The organism is Bacillus sp. L_1B0_5, from assembly GCF_000836715.1.
Lineage (GTDB): Bacteria > Bacillota > Bacilli > Bacillales > Bacillaceae_G > Bacillus_A > Bacillus_A thuringiensis_S.
Window position 1 is genome coordinate 136,546 of record NZ_JXIS01000051.1, and the last position, 21,996, is coordinate 158,541.

Consider the following 21,996-nt stretch of genomic DNA (forward strand, 5'->3'; position numbering starts at 1 on the left):
GGGGATGATATACTATGACGACTTGGTTTATTGTGATGTTAGTTGTATTTGGAGCATTTAAAATTATCGTTTCTAGCCTTCCTAACACTGTTATTGAATCCATTATTAGCAAGTACGAAACACATCCACAACTTGACGAAGAGAATGTGACTATTACAATTCACGGAAATAACGTAGAAGGCGAAAAGAAATCAAAAATTATTCATGATTTTAACGAAGGTTTATTTTTAGATCGCTATTATGCACCACCCCATAATGAAGGCACTCCTTTAATTATCAATGCAAAACGTGGTAAAAAAGATTTCACATTTTATATTTACAGTCATGAAGAGCATGTTGATGTTGTAAAACAATATAAAAAGAAGGTAGTTGCTTATAGTTTACGCTCTAAAAATCTTCAAAACAGTGATATGTTCGTATCAGCTGATTTGTATAGTGATAATAAAGTTATTGAATTTTGACTAAAAAAGATAAGAGCCTTACTACATTCTATATGCAGCAAGGCTCTTTAAAGTTGTTTCAAATTATATCCATCTGCTTATGTAATGCTTAAAAAATGAATAATAAAGTTGTTTACTTCTTATTAAACTAACGCCCCCGTTAGTTTAAGTGTAACTCTTCACAATTATTTGATATTATATAGATAAATAGAAATATAAATCAGAATTTAGTTTATAGTTATAAAAATAAGTTATTTATACCCTTATAATTCTTCAGAAAGGAGAGTGTATGAAAAAGACTATTGTTTTTGTATTAACGATATTTATATTATTCTCAGGATTCGCAACACAAAGTTATGCGTTGTCAGATTCGAAATCTGTGGCAATACAAGCATTGCTAGATGATGCCTGTCGTACGTCAGGTGTGCCTGGAATGTCACTCTCAATACTTGCTGATGGTGAAGTGTTCTACTTTTCTTCTGGGTATGCAGACCGTGAAAAGGGGTTGTCTGCAAGTGAAAATACACTCTATGAGTTAGCCTCGGTCAGTAAAGCTTTTACCGGTATGGGTATTATGCTGTTGGAAGAGCAAGGGCTGCTCTCAATGACTGACCCTGTCCAAAAATATTTACCTTGGTTTACGTTAAAGTATCAAGGGAAACCTGTTGATATGCAAAGTCTTACACTAAATAACTTTCTTCACCATACCAGTGGTCTAACAAATATTAGGCATACTCAAAATATTCCACAAGGCAATACACCGGATATGTTGCAAAAGACTGTGGAAACGCTGGTAGATGCAGAATTGGCGTTCTCTCCCGGTGAACAATATAACTATGGAACCGTTAATTATGACGTATTGGGTTTGGTTATTGAGATTGTATCACGACAAAGCTATGAAGACTTTATGAAGGAACAGGTATTTCTACCCTTAGGTCTTCACCAGACGTATGTTTATAAAGAAGATGCTCAAGCCACTGGACAGTTAGCACAGGGCTACCGTTCTTCCTTTTTTATAACAACTCCATTTAACGCTCCGGATTATGCTGGGAATAAACCTGCCGGCTATATCATTTCTAATACAAAAGATATGGCGCGTTGGATGGGCATACAGATGGGTATTGTGCAGGACATACCCGAAATATTTCACAGGGCTATCGAAAAATCACATAGGGGTGATATGTCTGTTTCGGCTGTCAATGATATGTATTATGCGGCAGGTTGGTCGGTAAACGCCGAACAAACGTTTATAGAACACACTGGGGGTAATCCAAATTTTAGTACCGAAGTAGCCATACTGCCAAATGAAAGAACAGCCATCTGCTTACTGAGCAACGGCGCAAATACCAATATAAACCTGGTACTAAAAGTTAAAAATATATTAAACGGCAATCTAACTCAGTCATATGAGATAAGCGGCACACAGCTTTTGGACATCATTTTGTCGTCTACCACAATTATTCTTTGCCTATTAGCCGTTCTGTTATTTTTCTTAGGATTAAGAAAAAGGAAAACGAATGAGCAGCAGCCAATGACAAAAAAGAGAACAATCGTAACAATTATTTTCCTAATCGCTACGATTGCCCAGTGTATAATGTTTTTTGCCCTCGATTGGTCAACGATACTTATTTGGCAAACATATAGTGTTCTTACAGCTTTAATTTCGTCAACATTATTAACAGCAAGCATTACTTGGTTTGTATATACTCACCGATTAGATGCCTCGGTCCGAAAATAAGTATAATGTTAAGTAAATAAATCCTAATTTATCGATATTTTTAATTTAAAAAACAGAAGACACCTCGGTGTCCTCTTTAATGTCATCGACACTTCTCCTAGTTAAACCCACTTGCTATTTCTTCCACTAACCTGCCTCGTTAGTAGAAGAAGGATTTTTAAACAACTATATTATTTTTTAAATGACTTTATTGTAAATTAAACAACTTTATTATCTCTGTACATGATTTAGCTTAATACTCATATATAAAAAGGAATCCACGAAATATGGATTCCTTTTTTCTCATTTACTGAAAAATAAGCTCTGTCTTCAAACTATCTTTCGGTAACAACCAGCCTTTTTTCTCTAAACTCGCCATTAATAATTCCCTTTGTTTTGTCGCAATACTTTCTTCATTTGTTTTAAATGACACTTCTATTACGAAGTCATCTTCTAATTTCCCAGTATTACTTAATGGCCAAATTTCAATATTTGCTTTTATGTTTTCAAACTCTCCTGTATATCGCTTCATTAATACAGGACCGTAAATACGGGAATTCTTTAACATCTCTTCTCCCCAATTTGTATACAACCATTTGTTCATTTTCCCTGGTAATTTTTCTATTAACATGTTTTGAGCAGCTTGTTCATTTGGTAAATCAAGTATCCCATATCCTTTAGCACTGTAACTTTTCTTATTTGAAATGCTTAATGTTTTCTTCTCAAATCCCCAATCTATTTCCGCCTCATAACTATCCGTATTACTATCGAATCCTTCTTTTTTAGCTACTTCTAGTGCATCTTGAATTACACCATTTTGAATAGGATATCTTTTTTTATATGTTAGTTCAAAATCTTTACTAAATTCTTTCTTTCGAATTCTAGCAAACCAACCTTCATCACTTAAACTTTTATTTGCAGTATCTAAAAATTGCACTTGTATTCTTTCATATTTTGTACCAGCCTGGAAATGTTCTAGCACCTCTTGCTTCATCTCTTTGTTATAACCTAATACTTGTTCTGGCTTTAATAATAACTTCACTTCAAAACTAGGTTTCATTGGACTAGCAGTAAACCCTTCCTTAACGTTATAAAGGAAACAACAAAAGAAAATGCTTACGAATACAAATACTTTTTTCATATACCTATCCCCTTTGTATTTTAACTGACTTCTATACGTTCCATTGCAAGTGAATATACATTTTCATATCCTGCTGTACTTAGCTTTTGTTGTAATCGATCCGTATCCTCTTTCAAAGCGTGCACTAGCACCGTATGTTCTGGTAATAATGTATTTAACATCTTTTTAACGTCTCTTATACTTTGGTGAACTTTATACGAAACTCGATTCACCCTACATGTACTCCTTACATGTTCTTTCATAACTCTTTCTGCAAAACTCCCTTTAGCAATATGCCCAGTAAAAATAACGGAATTCCGTTTTTCATTCCGAAGCTGTTCATAGTATAACTGTGCTCGTTTCGTTTGCATATTCGCATCACTCATTATAACTATTCCGTAACTATTTTGCATACTAATGTCATTATCCATCACTATTATGTTTCTTTTTAACCTCTCCATAATCCATTTAAATTCTTCATTATTTTTTATCCAATCTTTATATGCGAACATCTCTTCAAATCCAGCCAAGATTTCTTTATCTACTATAAGAGGAAATTCTTTATATCGTTCATATAAATACAATACTATATCTTGCGCCCTACCAAGCGCGGGCAATGGTAGTAATGCTATTCCTTTATTTTGCACAACTCGTTCAATTTCTGCACATAGTTCGTTGACACGTTCATTTTGCGAAATATCATCTGTGTGATAAGCGGCATCTACAATTGCGACTTTTATATTGTGGCCCAATTTCTCAGGTAAATTAGCTCGTAGTATATTAGACTCTGCTGAATAGTCGCCTGAATAAAATACGTATGTATTATACATATCAACTAAAAACCAAACAGCTCCCAATACATGCCCACTATATCCCCATTGAAACCGCAATGTAGGAGTAATTTGTACCCATTCATTTGGATTGCTAATCTCATCAATACATACATAATTTAAATCTTTTATGTGTTGGTCGCTATAAGGTAAATCCCACCCTTGCATCACATTATAGTTTCTCCATTTTTCATAATATAACGGCAGTTGCTCCTTCGTATAACGAGTCGTCCAAATTTTTTTCTTATAGCCATACTTCGCTAATAAAGGTAAACCCATCGTATGATCTTCATGAATATGTGATAAAAATACCGCATCTAAAAACGGAACAGCTTCTCTCTCTATTTTTGGATAACTATCCTCATAAGATCGATTAATACCACAATCAAATACTATTTTCGCCTCTTTATTTTTTACAAAATAGCAGGAGCGACCGTATTCTCCTGCTCCTCCCCATACTTCCACTCTCATCATGCTACCCCTTTTCGTTTTTGCTCCATATGTTGCAGCAGTAATAAGCATATTGTTGTAAGTCCAACAGAAACAACGGCCATCGCCATTCCTATAGATACTTCACCCTGTTCAAATTGAGCAAAAATAAATGTTGCTGAAGTTTCTACTGATGGAGGTAATACGAGAAGCGATGCTACTAACTCTCTTATCGAAATTGTAAATGTCATCGCCCATCCAGCAAGAATACCCGGGATAATAAGAGGCAATATTATTTTTCTAAAAATATAAATATAATTTCCAGAAAAAATACTTCCGGCCTGCATGAGAGAATCATCAATTTGTCCGAGTGATGATTTTACATATTGCACCGTGTAAGGTAAAAACAGAACAACATACGTTACGATAACCATGATTGGTGTATTGTAAATTGACAGGGGCATATATGGTGAATTCCAAAACAAAATAAGACCTACAACCATAACGATTCCTGGTACCATATTCGGTAACATACCGCACATATCAAGCCACTTTTCAGAGGATTTTTTCCCCTTTCGAATCATAAGTGCCAAAAAGACTCCAATAATTACCGCAATAATCGCTGTTACGAGCGAAAAAAGAAAACTATTCCATAAAGCCTCTAATCCCGGAGATCCCATCGTAAACAATGCCTCATAATGGCTTGTTGTTAAGTTATTTACATGTAATCCGCCGCCTCTTAATTTTGACAAAGAAGCAATAAGTATAGAAAAGTATGGAATTCCAATTGATACGATTAATAAACCAATTACATACATCCATGCTACAACGCGCGTAAATATAGACAAAGTATATCTTTTAGATTTCACACCTTTTCCACTAACCATTGCATATGAATACTTTCGATTCAATACATTTTGCATATACCAAATGAGCATACAAGCACTAAGTAATAAAGAAGATAATGCTGTTGCACTACTAAAATCAATTGGCCAACTCGAAATAAATTTATGAATTTCTGATGTTAATACGTGAAATCCTATTCTACGTCCGAATGTAGCCGGTGTTCCAAATTCAGCAATCGTCTTTACGAAAATGAGTAAAGCACCCATTACATAACTTGATACTAATAACGGCAATATTATTTTTCTTAAACGATAGAAAAAACTTCCGCCATGAACTGCTGCAGCTTCTTCTTTACTACTCCCAATCTGAAGTAACGTGTTTTTCAGCATGAAATAAAGGAATGGGAATAAATGCAGGCTCATAATTAAGACCATACCTCCTAAACTAAAAAACGATGATGAAACTGTCTTTAGCATCGGAAGAAATTGTTCAAAATAGCCGTTAGGTTGCATGAACAAAATCCAGCCCATCGATCCAATATACGGCGGTGTCATAAATGGAATCATAAAAACAATATCTAACTTACTATACTTTCCTACATCTGTTTTGCTCATAATAAACGCCAATGGAAATGCAAATATTGTAGCTCCTATTACAACGAGTACACCTAGAAGCATCGAATTTAGAAAAATCCCAGCTAATCCACCACTCTGTATCACTTCAAAAGGCTTTAAAAAATTCCAACTGCTATTTTCATATACACTAGAAAATAAAATAAGAAAAAGTGGAATGACGATTAACATCACCACAAGTAATAACGATACCGTCATTCCAACTTGTCTTACTGATACGAATCGATTTACCATGGAATCACCATCTTATTGAAATACTTTCTTAAATTGTTTTCCTATTTCATCTTGCTCTTTCTCAACTGTTTTCCAATCAATATTTAATACTGGAATCTCTTCTACATTTGGTCTATTTTCAGCTTTTATATCTGTTCTACCAGGCAATAAATACGCTTTAGCAACTTGTTTTTGTACATCATCGGATAATAAATAATCAATAAACTCTTTTGCACCTTCAACATTTTTACTATCCTTCATAATCCCCGCTGCACGTGGGCTAATAACTGTTCCGCTTTTTGGATATACAATATCAACAGGTTCACCCTTTGCTTTTGCGCTATACGTCATATAATCAACACCCGCAATGACCATATCTTTCGCACCTGTCACAACTGGGTCTAACGCTTCCTGATTTGCTCCTGCTACTGTAACTTCATTTTTCTTAAGCTGCTCAAATAAATTCCATCCATCTTGTCCATTCTTTTTCACGTATCCTGTTACAAAATCTAATGCTGAACCTGAAAGTGCTGGATCTGGAAGATTCGCTTTCCCTTTCCATTCTCCTTTCGTTATATCGCTCCAATCTTCAGGTGCTGTCTTCACATTTTTTGTATTGTATACAATTCCTAATGCTGAAGCACTATACCCGAAATAATTCCCTTTATCATCTGACCATTCTGGACGAAGCTTATCAGCTTGTTTCGCTTCTTTATAAGCTAACGTTTGCCCCTCTTTCTTTAACCCTTCCATCGCTGGTAAGGAAGCGAGTACGACAACATCAACGACTGGATTTTTCTTTTCAGCTTCCATTCTCGCTAAAATTTTTCCTGTTGTCCCTTGAAACATTTCCACTTTTATACCAGTTTTCTTTTCAAAGTCCTTTTGTATTTTTTCTGCTAATCCTTTTGGTCCTGCACTATATACAACAATTTTCTTTTCATTCGAATTTTTACTCTTTGCATCTGCATTACCTGTCTTTGAACTACAACCTGTTACTACAGTAGAAAATAGTAAAGTACATACAAATAAAGACTTAAGCGAACTGAATTTCTTCATACGATTCTCCCCCTATATGATGAATACATTTTTTTGGTACATATAACGATACTGGTTTCCCGATGCTTAGCTTACTATTGTTATAGGCTGTCCAGATGCCTAAAGTCCCCATATTTATTTTCACTTCATAACGTTCCCCTACATATGTAACGTGCTTAATTTCACCTGTATACATTTCGCACACATCATTTTTTGTCCAACTCACATGCTCTGGACGAATCATTTTCTTACCCTCTACAAGCCAATTCGCCTTACCAATAAATTTGGCAACAAATTCATGAGACGGTTTCACATAAATATCTTCCGGTGTTCCTTTTTGTAATACTTCTCCTTGTTTCATGACAATAATTTGGTCTGACATTGACATTGCTTCTGTTTGGTCGTGAGTGACATACAGTGCAGTTAAACCAATGGAATGAACGATATCCATAAGCTCTATTCTCATTTCTTCTCGCAAAATTGCATCGAGTGCACTTAGTGGTTCATCAAACAAAATAAAATGAGGTTTTGTTACAATTGCTCTAGCGAATGCGACACGTTGTTGCTGTCCACCAGAAAGTTCGTGTGGATACCTTTTCTCCATACCTTGCAAGCGAACTCGCTTTATCGCATCTTCTACTTTTTCTCGTAAATGATTCGTTTGCTTTGTAGCCCTTAAACCAAATGCAACATTTTCAAAAACAGTCATGTGCGGCCATAAAGCAAAATCTTGAAATACCATACCGATATTCCGTTCATGAGGAGATGTCTTTATCTTTTTTGTAGCAGAATACATGCACTGGTCTCCAAAATATATTTCTCCCTTATCCGGTTCTTCAAGCCCTGCTATCATTCTAAGTAAAGTCGTTTTTCCACACCCCGAAGGCCCTAAAAGTGTAGTGAATTCCCCTTGTTTCATTACAATCTGCAACGGCTTTAACGCCTGTGTTTTTCCAAATGTCTTTTCTAATCCACTAATTTTAATATCCATTGCTTCACCTCTCTCCCCTCATTCTTAACCTGCTTTCATTCTATATGGAAGATTTATACTGAATGTTAATGTACTGTAAAGATTAAATTAAAAAACTTTTAATAAACTATTTATTTCTATAGATTTTTTCTATAGTTAAAATAAAAAAGGCGGCAATTCATAATGAATCTCTTAAAATTAGAAATTGTAGTACTTATTAAGAAATACAAAAAGCTTACAATCGTTGCAGAAAAACTTGGCGTTAAACAACCAACTATTACATTTCATATAAAAAGCTTAGAAGAAGAACTCGGTGTGTCTTTATTCGAATTACGTTCTGGAAGGTATTTCTTAACAGAAGCTGGTGAGGCTTTGCATCATTATGCTTCTAAAATAGATGCACTTATGAAAGAAGCTAGACGTGTCACGCAAGAGTTTAAAGATTTTCATAAAGGTGCTATAACAATTGGTGCTAGTTATGTACCAGCGACTTATCTTTTGCCAGAAGTCGTTCATCAATTTCAATGTGAATTTCCCAATATAAAAATAACACTACTAGTGAAAACAGCCCCTGAAATTCGAATGATGCTACAAAATCACGAAATCGATCTTGGGATAATTTCCGCTGCTCCATTTGATGAACCACTTTTAAAACAAACGAATATAATGCCCGATACACTTGTTCTTGCCTTTTCCAAAGAACATCATTTTTCAAAGAAAGACAATGTATCGTTACAAAATATCGAAAAGGAACGCATACTATTGCATCGTAATCCATCTACAACGAGAGATTTACTTACACAATGGACGTTAGCGCACAACATTACATTCCAATCTGAAATTGAATTAGACTCATTAGAAACGATGAAACAAATTTTAAAATATGGTAATGGAATTGCCTTTATTTCTAAACTTGCTATCGAGCAAGAAATACAACGAAATGAGCTATGCTATATACCAATCCCTGAATTTGAATTTCAGCGTAACATTTATACGATTCATCATGAGGACAGATGGAATTCTAAAATCATTTCTTTTTTACTACAGAGCATCACTTCATTTGCAACAAAAAATTAAAAGGCTGTCGTTATGCACGACAGCCTTTTAAACTATAAATCTATTTATTTTTCTTTGCCTCAATTTTTGCTTGCGCCTCTTCAGCCTTATCTAATGCTTCTGATACTTTCTTCTCTTTTTCTTTCACTTCATCTATACTATCGACAGCTTTAATAATTTTATCGATTCCTTCTTCTTCTACCTTTCTACGCTTTGCCACTCTTTCATTTACTTTCTCTTCCACATCTTTTGCTTTTTGAAGCATATTCTCTGCATTTGATGTTACGGCTTTTTCAAGTTCATCATCTTTTTTCTTTTGTAACACTTCATTTGCAATGTCTTTCGCTTCTAAATACTTACCGTCTTTTAATGCTGTTGCTCCGTGATCCATTTTCTCAGCAACTTCTTTATATGATTTGGCTTCATTTCCTGATTTCTCTTTTTCTGCTTTTTCGAACCACATTGTTGCATCACTATACTTTTCATCTTTCAATGATTGCATACCTGTTTCAATATATGTGTCATAATTGCTACATCCAGCCATTACGACTAATAGAAAAAGCATAACAAAACTTAATTTTTTCATGCTGTTGTCTCCTTTTCTTTGCAAGCTCACTTTACTTTAACATACATGAAAAAGAGTTTCAAAAACTAAAATACTAATTTAGTCATTTTTATAATAATAAGTCAAATTTTTATTATTTTCTTATTTTTAAGCGGACACATCTACTTGTTTTTTCGCCATATGTTGCTTTACTCCAACTAATACAACTAACAATAAACCTCCGCCTATTGTCATCATAACAATGCTAGTTGGCAACATATCTAATAGTAGTCCATATACAATCATACCAAGTGGTGCGATTGCAGTCGCAATTGTTTCAAGTAGGCCAAACACACGCCCTAGGTAGCTCGGGTCTGTCGTTTTTTGCATATGTACTTGCATTGGAATGTTTACAATCATAATTGCTATACCAGTTAACATCATAAAAGCAATATAGTAAATAAAACTTGCTAATTTTGGAATGATAACTAACAACGGAAAGACTGTACATAAACTTAAACCTGCAAACAAAAACAGTCCAGTATAAATAGAACGAAACGGATTATTCACTTCTTTACGCACTGATAAAGCAATCGCTCCCATTAGCATCCCGACTGCTAACATTCCCTCTACAGTACCGAGTTGCTTTGAAGATAAATGCAATGTATGGACGATAATGTATGGAAGTGCAACTGTTAGACCACACGCAAAAAAGTTTACCCACAATGCTATTTTCATTAAACCATATATTTCACGTTGTCTTTTTACATATAAAAAACCTTCTTTTATACTCGTCAAGAAATGCTCTGTACTCTCAGCCACTTCTTTTTTATATAAATCAAATACGATAAATAATTGCAAAATAACTGCTAAAAAGAACGTAATACTATTTAATAGGAAAAACGATTTAATTGAAAAGAAACCATATACAACTCCGCCAATAATCGGCCCTAAAATATTTGATAAAGAAGCCGCCGTTTGATTTAAAGCACTCGCTTTTTGAATACGTCCTTCATCTACTAAACTCGGAATAGACGAAGTTAATGCAACGGAATAAAAACTTGCACAAATTGATAATAATGCTGCTGAAATATAAATAAAAAGAAGTGATGGTCCAAATATAGTAGCAAGAATAAACATACTAATCATCGTTAAACTACTTAATAAATCAGTACCAATGACAAGCCATTTTCGATTCACACGGTCTGCTACAGCACCAGCAATTGGACCACAGATCATCCTTGGAAGTGATCCGCAAACGAGCGTAATTGCAAACCCCATCCCTGAACCAGTAGTCTTTAATACATATAACCCCATTGCGAACGTATAAATACCTGCACCTAATAAAGACGTCATTTTTCCAATCATCATTAAAATGATATTTCTCGTTGCAATCTTCATTCTTGAATCATGTTGTCCTATACTTATATCTCCCATTTTTGACTCTCTCCCCTTAAAAGTTAAATTGTGTTAAACTTATTATATAATCAACTTTCCAACTTTTACAACCAAAAGTTTAATCACATTTAACTTTTTATTCATAAAGGAGCTACAATATGACTACTCTCGGAGAAAAAATTAAAGCATTGCGAAAAGAAAAAAAGCTTACGCAAACAGAACTAGCAGGTTCAGAACTGACAAAAAGTATGCTCAGCCAAATTGAAAATGGAAAAGCTACGCCTTCCATGAAAACATTACAATATATTGCTGAAAAACTTGGATGTGAAACGAGTTTTTTATTAGAAGAAGATGATGTAGAAATTGTAGCACTCATTCAAAAAATGGAGCCATTAATAAAAGCAAATAAATGCGATGAAGTATATGAAACTTTACTACCTATCGTTCAAAAAGAACTACCTCTTACTTTAAATACAGCACGTTTATATAAACAGTTCATAACTGGAGCGGCTATTATGAACGATTACAATATTGAATATTACGTTGAAACAGCTGTTTCTATATTTGAAAAATATACTTTGTATCGCGAAAGTACTGAAACGAAACTACTGTTTTACTATATGCTCTACAAACGGAAAAAATATAAAGAATGTTTACAGTTGATTACCAAAATTCGCGATGAATATAAAACGAAGAATTTAGAAATGGATCTTATTACACATATACAATTATATTTAAAAGAAGCAATTATTTTACTCGCATATGGTAATTATGAAAAATGTGAAAAAATCATTTTAGATGCACTTGCATTTTCAAAAAAACATCAAGTTTATTATAAAACAGATGAATTTTACCGTATTTTATCTTATCAAAAAATCATTACAACAGATAAAGAACGATATTTATATTACATAAAAAAATCGGAGCAATTTGCCATTTTTACAGAAGATACTTTATCCGCTGCAAATATAGATATATTAAAAGCTTATTACTACAATACCGTTACGAATGAATATACAATTGCATTAGAACATTTAGAACAATTCCGAGAAAAACTAAAAGATGTACCGATTTTTCAAGACGATGGATTGTATTATCTTGAAAAAGGAAAATCTCTGTATGGTTTAAAACGTTACGAGGAAGCTTTAGAAACATTAAAACGTGCTAATATTCCAGATTATATGAGTCATCCACTTGATCAGTCATGGTTATTAACAGCTGGATCATATCGTGCCCTGTGTCATATAGAACTTCAAGATAAACCAGCTGCTCTGACAGAAGCAAAAGAAGCAGTTCAAACGATAGATGGTTATCCTGATTCCATCTTTTCTTCATTTATTAAAGAAACATTACAAATAATACAAAAACTTTAAGAATGTCTCTAAATGGTATATTATTCCTCTTTTTTAGCAAAGATAATAATGATGGGAGGAATATAAATGAATATACAACGTGCAATAGAGCTTTCTGTGTCAGCGGAACAAGCCAATGTCAGTTTTCAAGGCATGCCTGTTATGATTCAACACGTCGATGAAAGCAATGAAACCGCCCGCATATATGAAGTAAAAAACCCAGGACGCGAATTAACTGTTCCAGTTAATAGCTTAGAGGAAATATAAGAAATGCCACTTCTCTTTTGAAGTGGCATTTTTCTTATGAATCAAAAATACAACTATTATTTCTTCTAATTTTTTTAAGCTTATAATAAGAAAATGTAAAATTTATACTCTAACCCTATATTTTGTGATATTGTATAATCCGGAAATAATTAAATCTTTATAGACGAATAATATATTTTTATTTTTCCCACTCTATACATAAAGGAGGAATTGTATGAGCCTTTCTATATACGAAGGTTTAGGTATTATTTTTTTCGTAATCATTATTACTTACGCCCTTGCACACAAATATTTATGGTCAAAAAAATTACTTATTATTCTATTTCTCATTTGTAATGCTATTTATCTTATTTGGCGAACTTTTTATTCGTTACCAACTATTAATCTCATAAGTATTATCGCTGGTATTATATTGTTAATTACAGAATGGGCTGGTTACTTACAATCTATCGTTTTCAGCATTGTTTCATGGAAACCATATAAACGAAAAGAAATACCATTATCCAATTTTGAAAAACTACCTACTGTCGACATATTTATCGCAACTTACAATGAACCGATCGATTTGTTAAAACGTACTGTAGCTGGCTGTACGTTGATTACTTATCCGAAAGAGTTACTAAACATTTATATTTGTGACGACGGGCGCCGTGAAAGTGTAAAGCAACTTGCGGCAGAGTTTTCTGTTCAGCACATAACTCGCACCGAAAATAAGCATGCAAAAGCTGGAAATTTAAATCATGCGATGCTTCATTCAAAAGGTGATATTATCGTAACAATGGATGCTGATATGATACCACGAGCTAACTTTTTAGAGCGAACGATTGGTTATTTTTCTAAAAATAATGTTGTATTCGTTCAAGCACCACAAGTTTTTTATAATGCTGATCCTTTCCAATATAATTTGTTTTTTGAAGATAACATCGCCAATGAACAAGATTTCTTTATGCGGCAGTTAGAAGAAGGAAAAGATCGCTTTAATGCTACGATGTATGTTGGTAGTAACGCCCTATTTCGTCGCACTGCGCTTGAAGAAATTGGAGGATTTGCGACTGGAGTTATTACTGAAGATATGGCAACTGGTATGCTACTACAAGCTAACAAATGGGAAACTATATTTGTCAATGAAACACTAGCTGTTGGATTATCCCCAGAAACATTTAGTGATTTATTAAAACAGCGTGACCGCTGGTGTAGAGGGAATATTCAAGTCGTAAAGAAATGGAATCCTTTCACTATAAAAGGATTATCTTTTATGCAGCGTCTTTTATATGCAGATGGAATCCATTATTGGTTTTTCGGTATTTATAAAATGATATTTTTACTAGCACCGCTATTATTTTTAGTATTTGATATTTATAGTTTAGAAATTAATTTCATGCACTTATTTATGTTTTGGGCACCTGCCTTTTTAACATCACAGCTTATTTTCAAAGCTGTTTCTAATAAGAAACGCACAACTACGTGGAGTCATGTGTACGAAGTTGCTATGGCTCCTTATATGGGATTTGCTATTTTATCAGAAACTTTCTTACGTAAAAAGTTCCAATTTCATGTAACAAGAAAGGGAGTTCAAAATAATACAAGGCATTTTTTATGGATTACAAGCGTCCCTCACCTCGTATTACTCATTTTAACAATTATTGCACTGATTCGAGCAACACTTATGCTCTTATATCCTGAGCAATATCATATTGAAAGAGAAAGCTTATATATTAATATTTTCTGGGTACTATACAACGGGATAGCTATTGTTACTTCACTATTTGTAGCATTTGAAAGACCGCGTTTTCGAAATTCAGAACGTTTCGTAGTAAATTTACCAGGTACTTTATATGCCAAAGATATGATTATTTCTTGCAGTGTCCTTGATATTAGTGAAACGGGGGCACGTTTTGAATTAGATCCCTCCATTCCATTTGAAACTTTATCAAGTCTATCTTCCTATACGCTATCTTTTGGCGAGGTAGAAAAGATTCATAGTACAAAAAAATGGATTCGGAGACAAGAAAATTCTGTACAAGTTGGTGTATCATTTGATGATGTATCCCATGAGCAATATTGTAAACTCATTCTTCATCTATTTAGTAAACCGGTTAATGACCGGGTGGAAAAGGTGTACGATAAAGCATTTCTTACACTAGCAATTGCATCTTTCATAAAAAATACCAAAAAAGCACCAAGACAATTTCGCAGGCAACATATACGTGAGCAACTGATGTCTTCTGGAACATTGCATATGAATGGAATGCCGATTGAAGCGACCATTATCGACTATAGTACAGGTGGGTGCCAAGTACAAACGAACATCCCTCTTGTGATTGACCAAATTATACAAGTAACAATGGAAGAACGTAATATTCAAAAGAAAAATGCACAAGTATGTTGGATTCAAAAAAAGGGTCGTAAAATATATGCTGGATTAAAATTCACAGCGTAAAAAAAGAAAAGAAGCGTACTGCTTCTTTTCTTTTTTACATGCTAAAATACTTATTAAAGGGGGAATTTATATGGAAAATGCTTCACAAAAGGCGAATCATTATTATGCGGTGATATTCACTTCTAATTTATCAAATGATACAACAGACTATAATACCGTTGCCGAAGAAATGGAGAAACTTGCAAAGCAACAACCTGGATTTTTAGGTGTAGAAAGTGCAAGAGGTAATTCTGGACTCGGAATAACAATTTCTTATTGGGAATCACTTGATGCGATTGAAAATTGGAAAAAGAACACCTTACATAAAGAAGCGAAAAAAAGAGGTCGTGAGCAATGGTATGAAAACTTCCACCTGCGTATTTGCCTTGTTGAGAAAGAATTTAAGTTTCAAAGGGGCACAATATAACTATGAAGGAAAAATTAGCTCTCGTTATTGTTCATGAAATATATGGTGTGAACGACCATATGCATCACGTTACCAACCACTTTACTTCATCTCATATAGACGTATTCTGTCCTAACCTTCTACAATCGCAACATGCATTTCATTATAGTGATGAAGAAAAAGCATATGAACATTTTGTAAATCATATTGGATTTGATTATGGAAAAAAGCAAATTGAAGAATTCATTTCTCATCTTTCTAGTAGTTATACACATATTGGTCTTATCGGCTTTAGCGTTGGAGCTACCGTCTCATGGCTATGTAGTAACAATCCGAAAATAGATTTTATTATCGGATGTTACGGTTCTCGTATACGCGACTATGTTCACATAAAGCCTACATGCGCTACACTACTTATATTTCCTGAAAAAGAAGCTAGTTTTTCAGTATCCTCTTTAATTCAAACATTGCAGCAACAAAAAAATCCTTTATTAGAAATAAAACAACTACACGGTGAACATGGATTTCTAAATCCGTACACTGAAAAATATAACAGGCACTCTACAAAACAAGCATACAATTTAATAGATTCATTTCTTGTAAAGTAAAACTTCAATCAATGGGGGATGTTCATCCCCCACCTAATCTCTTTTCTTACGTTGAGTTTTAAGGTGTGGGTCTTACTGCCCATGCGTGATAAAAACAATCTTATAAAGGAGAATCAAATGACGCTGACATTACTCTTACTTATTTTCATACTCATTGCCTTTATCTCAGCGCTAACTATCATTTTTAAAACCGTAAAAAAAGGGAGATTTTTCAACCGCCCCTACCTACAATCTATTATCATTTGCATTTTATTTTTTACTAATTGGATTTTATATGTAACAACTTTTTATTCGTTACTCCCCGAGAAAGTTAGCGAGTTCATATTCCTGCCCATTTGGTTTTTCCTTTGTATTTTAGGATTTATCGCTTTTTGGCACGAATGGAGAAATAATCGTGTGTTCTCGATATGTATTGGTTTTCTTTCCTTTATTAGTTTTCTATTTGGGCTGTTGTTGTTAGTTCTTTCGGGGATGTAATAGAAGAAGGAAGAAAAGCCAACTTTCAACTTTTCTTCCTTCTATGTTTACCTTTAGCTTTCACTGTCACTGATTCACAAGGTGTATAATATATTTGAGGCGTCGCCTTATCAACAAACATCATAAATGTAATAAAACCGAGAATAAAGAAAATAAACAACGTTAACAAAATTGCTCCTATCGTTAAAAGTATCATAACACCACCCCTATATTTTTCATGTTATTACACTTTTCGCTATTATATGAGCGTAATCCTTTTTAGAAAAAGAAACGTAACAAAATAATCACAACCACTCCCGTTAATACTGTACCTAATAAACTACGAGTATATATGGCTACAAGAAATGTTGGAATTGCTGTAATAAGATAATCCCACTGCATCGTCTCATGCATAAATAAAACTTGTGCTAAAAGCGCTGCTAATATCGCAATTGGTATGTAATTTAACCATTTTAAACCCCAGTCAGGAATTTGTAGTTTACTAAATACGAGTAGAGGTAAAATACGTGGCACAAGTGTAACAGCTCCTGCTGCTAGTAAAAGTAATAATACATCTAATCTCATTTCCATTTTTCAATCACCACTCCAATCGTCGCAGCTAGTAATGTTGCGATAATAACCGCTATACTATCTGGCATAAATAGGTGTGAAACGTATGCGATAATAATCGATACAATTGCAACACTTAAATGAATTACTAGTTTTGGTTTACTACTTATGAGCTGAAGAACAAATAATCCGATAAACATCGCTGGTAATGCATAATCCATCCCGTATGTATGTGGATCTGGTATCCACTCACCAAATAGCCCACCAATAATGGTAGCAAGTATCCAATTTAAATACGCTGTTACGTTAAGCCCAATCATCCATCTTTCACCTAAATATCCTTTTTGCGCTGCATGCTGCACTGCAACGCCGAAAGTTTCATCTGTAATTTGAGAACCGATAATGACGTTTTTTAATAGAGGTAGTTTCGTAAAGTACGGTGCGAGGGCAGCACTCATTAATAAATGGCGTAAATTAACAAAAAATACAGTAAAAATAATTGCGGAAGCAGGAGCACCGGCTGCATACATACCAGCTAATATAAATTGGGCAGAACCTGCATAAATTAAAGTGGACATAAATGCAATTTCAATGATAGAAAAACCTGCTGTTTTTGCAATTACACCAGCTGCTATACCGATGCTCAAATAACCAAATACAGTTGGTAAACAATCTTTTACTCCTTGCTGAAATGTATCATCGCTCTGCAAAGCTACATGTGCCTCAGCTTTACTCATCCTTATCACCCTCCATTCCTTCTAAAGTTCGTTTTCCTGTTACGACATGAACTAAATCTATATTTTCACGCCATAACGTATCTAACTTATCAGCTCCAAATTCCTTTGTGATTTCTTCAACCATAATATCGTGCCGCACATACTCTGTCGCAACGAGAACTAGCGCTGGGTCATACGTTGTAACGGCCCATGAAGTGCTATCATTTGAGAAGTTCGCAATTAATACTTCCTCTCCATCACGAGCAATAACAGTTAAATGACCACCCATTCTCTTTTCAACAACGTGGGGCGTCATATAATTATGGTGAAACGTCGCTCCTATTTTTGTTTCTGGAGCTCCAAATAAGATTGAAAATATATGTACGCCTTCCTCTTCCTTTTGATGAATGTATGGCTCAATTTCATGCACTTGTTCTTCCCATACAGAAATCCATAATTCTTCCTTTGCCCTATTAATTATATTGCATATTTCTTTTAAAACACGATCATTTGAGCGAATATGCGAAATTACATCTATTTGTCGTTCTTGTTCTAAACAATTTAATTTCTCATCTAAAAATTCAAAGGACTTTTCAAAGTCTTTTCGCATTCGATTCATTAATTCGGTAGCTGGTACTGGTACATATTTAACTGGTTCAGAAGGTACAATATGCACCGCTCCTTTATCCATTAACTTACCGAGTACCTCGTAAATCATAGAACGAGGTACTCCTGTTTGTTTACTCACTTCATAGCCTGTTACTGGGGAGTGTTTTAACAATCCAATATACGCTTTACATTCATACTGGGAAAATCCTAACTTTTGTAATTCCTTTATAATTTCATCCATCGGTAACCCCTCACAATCTAAATCGCCCTTACTTCAAAACGACGATTTTGCTTCCCTTTACTTTTTACTTTATCAATAACAAGTGTTCCTATTTCACTTGTATTTTTCACATGTGTGCCTCCACAAGCTTGTTCGTCTAAATTTTCAATTGTAACAATGCGGATTTCTTGGATAGTAGTTGGCAGGAGATTTATTGCTGTTTTAATCATTCCTACAGCATTTTCTGCTTCTTCACGGCTCATATAGCGAGTGGAAATTTCTTTATTTTGCGCAATAAGTTTATTCACTTCCTCAACAATTTCTTCTACTTCCACGCTCGATAACTCTTGTAACTCATTAAAATCGATACGTGCTTTATCAGGGTAAATTTGGTTTCCGGTGCATAGTGCTCCATACTTTTCATAAACAACAGCTCCGATAAGATGCAGTAACGAGTGATGACGCATTAAATTATGACGTCTTTCCCAATTCATCTCTAATTTAACTGGACCTAATTTTACTTGAGCTTCATCTTTTATATAGTGAACTATTTCTCCCTGCTCCTTCTTTACTTTTTCAACGTCAAATACAAGCCCCTCTTGTACAATGACACCCGTATCACATTCCTGCCCTCCACCAGTTGGATAAAAAACTGTTTCTTTTAAAAATACTTTATTCCCTTCTACTTTTATCACTTCTGTTTCGCAACTCGTTTTGTATGCATCTTCTAAATATAATGCCGTTGTCATACTCTCACCTCTTTAGTAGTTATAGTTATACCTACTAATATAAAAAATAACATTCATACAGTCAACTTATATTTCAGAATTTTTAATTTCAAACAAAAAAAGCCTTTTATAATAAGGCTTTTTTCTACATACTATTATTTATTTTAACTGTAAAGTATTTAATATGTTCCCCGCCAAATGCTCCCGTAAAGTAGAACCTGTATACTCTTCCCTAAATACACCCGCCTTCACAAATAAAGGGATGACTTCACTAAAGAATAGATCTAGTGACTTTGGAGGTCCTCCTGGAATAGCAATAAATCCATCTAACGCCCCTGCTTCAAACCTATCCATAATTTGCTTCGCAACGTCTTTTGGTGTACCAACTGCAACCCAATGAGCCGATCCAACAACTTCTGGTCGTTCTAGTATTTGTTCAACTGTTGGTTCATTTTTAATAATGAAGTTCCGTAATAACTCGGCATGAGTTTTACTGCGAACAGTTTGATCCCGACTTGGCAGCATCTCTTCTGTAATTTTACTTTCTTGCGGAATCCCTCTCGCATCTAATCCGAGAACCATTTCAAGTAACGCATATCTCTTCTCTTTTGTGAGATGTTGATGAGCTTGCCTATGCATTTCTAACGCTTCTTCATATGTATCACCTATAAAGAAATATAATCCAGGTAATACGCGTATAGCATCTTGCTTTCGGCCATGTTTTTCTGCTCTTCTTCTTAAATCTTGACGAAGTTCAATACCTGACTCTATATCAGGCGTTGCAGCAAAAATTGCATCAGCAACAGAAGCAGCAAAATTCCAACCAGACTCTGAAGCACCGGCTTGAAATAATGGCATTTCTCCTGATATATGCTGTGGAATATTAAGTGGACCTTTTACCTCAAAATATTCACCGCTATGTTCAATTGGCTTAGCCATCTCTCTAATAACTTCAGTGTTATCTATTTTCAACACTTCATAAGGATGGCTCCTCCAAAGTTTTCTTACTAACTCTGTACATTCTGCCGCTTTCGCGTATCGTTCCTCAGATGATGGCATCTCTTCCTCACCAAAGTTTTCAGCACCGTCAATGGATGTAACAATATTCCACCCTACTCGGCCGTTACTAATCCAGTGTAACGATTGTAATTGCCTTGCTAATATATATGGTGGATAAAACGAAGTTGAAGCAGTTGTAACGACTCCAATTTTTTCTGTCGCATAAGCAATAGCAGTAAACAGTAACGTCGGGTCTAAAATGACATTCCCTTTATTACGAGCAATTAAATCTGGGTGCGCCACTAAATAATCGGCTTTAAAAACAAAATCTAACTTAGCCTTTTCTGCCTGTAGTGCCAACTCTACTTGTTCATCAATTCCGGAATTAAACTCATTCTCTTGTTCTTTCTTTCTAGAAATTAAACATAATCCAATGCAAAGTTGATTCTTTGTAGACATATATACACCATCCCCTTGTTTTTAATTCACTTAGTTAAACAAATATTGCTGTCATTATGAAAATAGATAAAATGATATTGATAATCATTATCATTTTATGATGTAACTGTAATAAAAGCAATAACAAAAAAGACTCCCACTTTTGGAAGTCCTTTATCTCAATATTTCATTCGCTTCTTTTTCATAAATTTTATCAAATGACGTCATAACGCGCTGTGATGCTTGAATCATCTTTTGATCCGTCATAAGATCGGCCATCTCTTTCGTCATATCTACATTTGAATTTTCTAGCATATGATTTTTTACTATTCCTGTTCCGTTCGGTAAATTAGCAATGTTTCCTTCTGCTAGTGTAAAGCTTTTATTTTCACGTTGTACGAGACGAGCATTCGTTTCTGCATCTACTGTTTTTGTTTGCAAACGAGCAATATTATTTTGTGTTACTTCATCATATAATGTACCGTCTGCTTGTACAGCAACCTTTGCTCCTTCCGGAATACGAATACGCTCATTATTCTCTCCCATTACGAAAGCACCTGAAGATGTTTGTAAATAACGATCACTATTTAATGTGAAACTACCATCTCTCGTTAAAAACGTTTCATCATTTTTAGAAGTAACGAAAAATGATGTTGTGCCGGCTGCGCCGTCATCTAAAAAGAAATCTGTAGCGCTATTTGTCATTTGTATATTTCCTTGTACTAAATTCACATGTGTTGCAGCTGGTACTACAGCATAATCGACCGAACCGATATTTGTTACCGCCCCATCTCCGCGGCGATATGTGTCTTGTACATCAAATACTTTAGACGTCATATTTTCTGCTTTAAATCCTGTCGTTTGAGCATTTGCAACGTTATTCGAATGAACATTAATTCGCTGCATGTAGTTCATCATACCCATAGAACCTATATAAAGACCGTTCATATTCGTTTGAATAAGGCAAGCGCCTTA

At 34.5% G+C, this 21,996-nt stretch carries 23 protein-coding genes; 9 read left to right on the forward strand and 14 right to left on the reverse strand.

All coding sequences use genetic code 11. The features are described from left to right. Positions 1 to 14 precede the first annotated feature (14 nt). On the forward strand, positions 15 to 461 hold the full coding sequence (locus RT27_RS18315; protein WP_029441929.1) for a YfmQ family protein: 447 nt from the start codon (positions 15 to 17) through the stop codon (positions 459 to 461). Positions 462 to 729: 268 nt separating this feature from the next. Then, on the forward strand, positions 730 to 2,178 hold the full coding sequence (locus RT27_RS18320) for a serine hydrolase domain-containing protein (RefSeq protein WP_043936905.1): 1,449 nt from the start codon (positions 730 to 732) through the stop codon (positions 2,176 to 2,178). 286 nt (positions 2,179 to 2,464) lie between these two features. Here the strand turns inward: RT27_RS18320 and RT27_RS18325 are convergent, their stop codons facing one another. The 5 genes from RT27_RS18325 to RT27_RS18345 are packed head-to-tail and all read right to left on the reverse strand — an operon-like array spanning position 2,465 to position 8,256. Then, positions 2,465 to 3,298, reverse strand: a complete 834-nt coding sequence (locus tag RT27_RS18325) for a hypothetical protein (protein WP_000755327.1) — start codon at positions 3,296 to 3,298, stop codon at positions 2,465 to 2,467. 20 nt (positions 3,299 to 3,318) lie between these two features. Beyond that, positions 3,319 to 4,581 carry an MBL fold metallo-hydrolase gene (locus RT27_RS18330; RefSeq protein ID WP_043936907.1) on the reverse strand — a complete coding sequence of 421 codons (1,263 nt, stop codon included), beginning with the start codon at positions 4,579 to 4,581 and terminating at the stop codon, positions 3,319 to 3,321. Then, positions 4,578 to 6,248, reverse strand: coding sequence for an iron ABC transporter permease (locus tag RT27_RS18335; protein WP_043936908.1), 1,671 nt, complete (start codon positions 6,246 to 6,248; stop codon positions 4,578 to 4,580). Before RT27_RS18335 ends, RT27_RS18330 begins: the two co-directional genes overlap by 4 nt. 12 nt (positions 6,249 to 6,260) lie before the next feature. Then, the gene (locus tag RT27_RS18340; RefSeq protein ID WP_043936910.1) at positions 6,261 to 7,286 is read right to left on the reverse strand and encodes an ABC transporter substrate-binding protein; all 1,026 of its coding nucleotides are present in this window, start codon (positions 7,284 to 7,286) and stop codon (positions 6,261 to 6,263) included. Continuing rightward, complete coding sequence (locus RT27_RS18345) at positions 7,264 to 8,256, reverse strand: ABC transporter ATP-binding protein (protein WP_016082158.1); 993 nt, start codon at positions 8,254 to 8,256, stop codon at positions 7,264 to 7,266. The genes RT27_RS18340 and RT27_RS18345 overlap by 23 nt, the downstream gene beginning before the upstream one ends. Positions 8,257 to 8,418: 162 nt before the next feature. On the opposite strand from RT27_RS18345, the gene RT27_RS18350 reads away from it, so the two are divergent. Further along, positions 8,419 to 9,312 carry a LysR family transcriptional regulator gene (locus tag RT27_RS18350; RefSeq protein ID WP_043936912.1) on the forward strand — a complete coding sequence of 298 codons (894 nt, stop codon included), beginning with the start codon at positions 8,419 to 8,421 and terminating at the stop codon, positions 9,310 to 9,312. Between the two features lie 40 nt (positions 9,313 to 9,352). Here RT27_RS18350 and RT27_RS18355 read toward each other — a convergent pair whose 3' ends face one another. Then, positions 9,353 to 9,877, reverse strand: a complete 525-nt coding sequence (locus RT27_RS18355; RefSeq protein WP_000736437.1) for a DUF4398 domain-containing protein — start codon at positions 9,875 to 9,877, stop codon at positions 9,353 to 9,355. A 126-nt stretch (positions 9,878 to 10,003) separates the two neighbouring features. Beyond that, positions 10,004 to 11,272 (reverse strand): MFS transporter, encoded by a 1,269-nt coding sequence (locus RT27_RS18360; protein ID WP_043936913.1) that lies wholly within the window; start codon positions 11,270 to 11,272, stop codon positions 10,004 to 10,006. 119 nt (positions 11,273 to 11,391) lie between these two features. On the opposite strand from RT27_RS18360, the gene RT27_RS18365 reads away from it, so the two are divergent. From RT27_RS18365 to RT27_RS33695, 6 genes are all read left to right on the forward strand, one after another. Next, positions 11,392 to 12,606: a helix-turn-helix domain-containing protein gene (locus tag RT27_RS18365; protein WP_029441921.1), complete on the forward strand. Its 1,215-nt coding sequence runs from the start codon at positions 11,392 to 11,394 to the stop codon at positions 12,604 to 12,606. A 66-nt stretch (positions 12,607 to 12,672) separates the two neighbouring features. Next, the gene (locus tag RT27_RS18370) at positions 12,673 to 12,852 is read left to right on the forward strand and encodes an H-type small acid-soluble spore protein (protein WP_001025734.1); all 180 of its coding nucleotides are present in this window, start codon (positions 12,673 to 12,675) and stop codon (positions 12,850 to 12,852) included. Positions 12,853 to 13,066: 214 nt separating this feature from the next. After that, entirely contained in the window at positions 13,067 to 15,292 is a 2,226-nt protein-coding gene (locus RT27_RS18375; protein WP_043936915.1) for a glycosyltransferase, read from the forward strand. Positions 15,293 to 15,362: 70 nt separating this feature from the next. Further along, entirely contained in the window at positions 15,363 to 15,698 is a 336-nt protein-coding gene (locus RT27_RS18380; RefSeq protein ID WP_043936917.1) for an antibiotic biosynthesis monooxygenase, read from the forward strand. A 2-nt stretch (positions 15,699 to 15,700) separates the two neighbouring features. After that, positions 15,701 to 16,285, forward strand: a complete 585-nt coding sequence (locus RT27_RS18385) for a dienelactone hydrolase family protein (protein ID WP_043936919.1) — start codon at positions 15,701 to 15,703, stop codon at positions 16,283 to 16,285. 117 nt (positions 16,286 to 16,402) lie between these two features. Continuing rightward, positions 16,403 to 16,762: a hypothetical protein gene (locus RT27_RS33695; protein WP_080681727.1), complete on the forward strand. Its 360-nt coding sequence runs from the start codon at positions 16,403 to 16,405 to the stop codon at positions 16,760 to 16,762. A gap of 25 nt (positions 16,763 to 16,787) precedes the next feature. On the opposite strand, the gene RT27_RS32460 is transcribed toward RT27_RS33695, so the two are convergent. The 7 genes from RT27_RS32460 to RT27_RS18415 form a co-directional block, all read right to left on the reverse strand. Continuing rightward, entirely contained in the window at positions 16,788 to 16,958 is a 171-nt protein-coding gene (locus tag RT27_RS32460) for a DUF3951 domain-containing protein (protein ID WP_000602245.1), read from the reverse strand. Positions 16,959 to 17,020: 62 nt separating this feature from the next. After that, complete coding sequence (locus RT27_RS18390) at positions 17,021 to 17,332, reverse strand: AzlD domain-containing protein (protein ID WP_023521614.1); 312 nt, start codon at positions 17,330 to 17,332, stop codon at positions 17,021 to 17,023. Then, the gene (locus RT27_RS18395) at positions 17,323 to 18,048 is read right to left on the reverse strand and encodes an AzlC family ABC transporter permease (RefSeq protein WP_029441917.1); all 726 of its coding nucleotides are present in this window, start codon (positions 18,046 to 18,048) and stop codon (positions 17,323 to 17,325) included. Before RT27_RS18395 ends, RT27_RS18390 begins: the two co-directional genes overlap by 10 nt. Further along, positions 18,041 to 18,877 carry a helix-turn-helix domain-containing protein gene (locus RT27_RS18400; protein ID WP_043936921.1) on the reverse strand — a complete coding sequence of 279 codons (837 nt, stop codon included), beginning with the start codon at positions 18,875 to 18,877 and terminating at the stop codon, positions 18,041 to 18,043. Before RT27_RS18400 ends, RT27_RS18395 begins: the two co-directional genes overlap by 8 nt. 17 nt (positions 18,878 to 18,894) lie before the next feature. Beyond that, complete coding sequence (locus RT27_RS18405) at positions 18,895 to 19,605, reverse strand: alanyl-tRNA editing protein (protein ID WP_043936922.1); 711 nt, start codon at positions 19,603 to 19,605, stop codon at positions 18,895 to 18,897. Between the two features lie 138 nt (positions 19,606 to 19,743). After that, positions 19,744 to 21,042 (reverse strand): NtaA/DmoA family FMN-dependent monooxygenase, encoded by a 1,299-nt coding sequence (locus tag RT27_RS18410; RefSeq protein ID WP_043936924.1) that lies wholly within the window; start codon positions 21,040 to 21,042, stop codon positions 19,744 to 19,746. Between the two features lie 153 nt (positions 21,043 to 21,195). Then, positions 21,196 to 21,969 carry a flagellar basal-body rod protein FlgG gene (locus tag RT27_RS18415; protein WP_001013934.1) on the reverse strand — a complete coding sequence of 258 codons (774 nt, stop codon included), beginning with the start codon at positions 21,967 to 21,969 and terminating at the stop codon, positions 21,196 to 21,198. Positions 21,970 to 21,996 lie beyond the last annotated feature (27 nt).